The sequence below is a fragment of the Roseomonas rosulenta genome (genome assembly GCF_016106005.1).
Lineage (GTDB): Bacteria > Pseudomonadota > Alphaproteobacteria > Acetobacterales > Acetobacteraceae > Neoroseomonas > Neoroseomonas rosulenta.
The window spans coordinates 1-1,217 of the sequence record NZ_JACADR010000552.1 but is presented as its reverse complement, the minus strand read 5'-3'; the positions used below and the strand labels follow the sequence as shown (position 1 = coordinate 1,217).

The window sequence follows — 1,217 nt, the reverse complement described above, 5'->3', positions numbered from 1 at the left end:
CGCGGTCGCCACCGGCGCCGAACAGAACGTGCAGCCGCCCCGCCGTGTGCGGGCGCAGCGCCGCGAGCAGCCGCGCCAGCGCGTCGGGCGTATGCGCGTAATCCACATAGACCGCTGCGCCATTCGCCAGAACCGCGGCGCGTTCCATGCGCCCGCGCACGCCGGCGAGCCGCGGCAGCGCCGCGAAGACCTGGTCCGCCGGCAGCCCGGCACCCACGGCCAGCGCGGCGGCGAGCAGCGCGTTGTCGGCCTGGAAGCGGCCGGGCAGCGGCAGGTGGAAGACATGGCGCGCGCCGAAGGCCTGAACGTCCAGCGACTGGCCATCGGGCAGCGGGCGCGCGGCGGCGAGGCGCAGCGCCTCGCCCGCCTCGCCGACCGTCAGAAGGCGCAGCCGGCGCTTCGCGGCGATGGCGCGCAGGGCCGCGAGCGTGGCCGCATCCATCTCGGTGCAGGCCGCGGCCGCAGCGCCAACCGGCAGCAGCGTGTCGAACAGCCGCAGCTTGGCGGCGCGGTAGGCGTCCATCGACCCGTGGTAGTCCAGGTGATCGCGCGTGAGGTTGCTGAACCCCGCCGCCGCCAGCACCACGCCATCGAGCCGCCGCTGGTCGATCCCGTGCGAGGAGGCTTCCATCGCCGCCGCGCCGAAGCCCGCGCGCGCCAGGGCCGCGAGCGTCGCATGCAGCGCCACCGGATCGGGCGTGGTCAGGGTCGGCCCCGGCGGGAAGCCTTCCGCCACCAGCCCGAGCGTGCCGAGCGAGGCGGCGCGTTCGCCCGCCGCGATCCAGATCTGGCGGAGAAAATCGACCGTGCTGGTCTTGCCGTTGGTGCCCGTCACGGCGACCACGCTGCGCGGCTGCGCGCCGTGAAAGGCGGCGGCCATCAGCGCCAGGGTGCGGCGCGGGTCGGCGGAGGCGATCAGCGGGCGCACCGGCACGCCGGGCGGCCATTCGGTGCCTTCGGGCGCCAGCACCGCCGCAGCGCCGCGCTCCACCGCGTCGGCGATGAAGGCGCGTCCGTCGGCGCGCGCGCCGGGCAACGCGGCGAAGACCATGCCGGGGCCAACGGCGCGGCTGTCGGCGGTCAGGCCGGCGATCGCCGCATCCTCCGACAGCCCGGGAAGGCCGGCGCGGCGCATCAGGTCACCGAGCTGCAAGGCCGGCCTCCCGCTGCGGCGGCGCGGCGGCGGCAGGCTCGCCGGCGGGACGCGGCGCGGAGGG

At 77.1% G+C, this 1,217-nt stretch carries 1 protein-coding gene; it reads right to left on the bottom strand.

What is annotated here, in order from left to right:
* A partial coding sequence (locus HW578_RS26785; protein ID WP_198373736.1) for a Mur ligase family protein occupies nucleotides 1–1,135 on the bottom strand: 1,135 nt, incomplete at its 3' end.
* Between the last annotated feature and the right edge of the window lie 82 nt (nucleotides 1,136–1,217).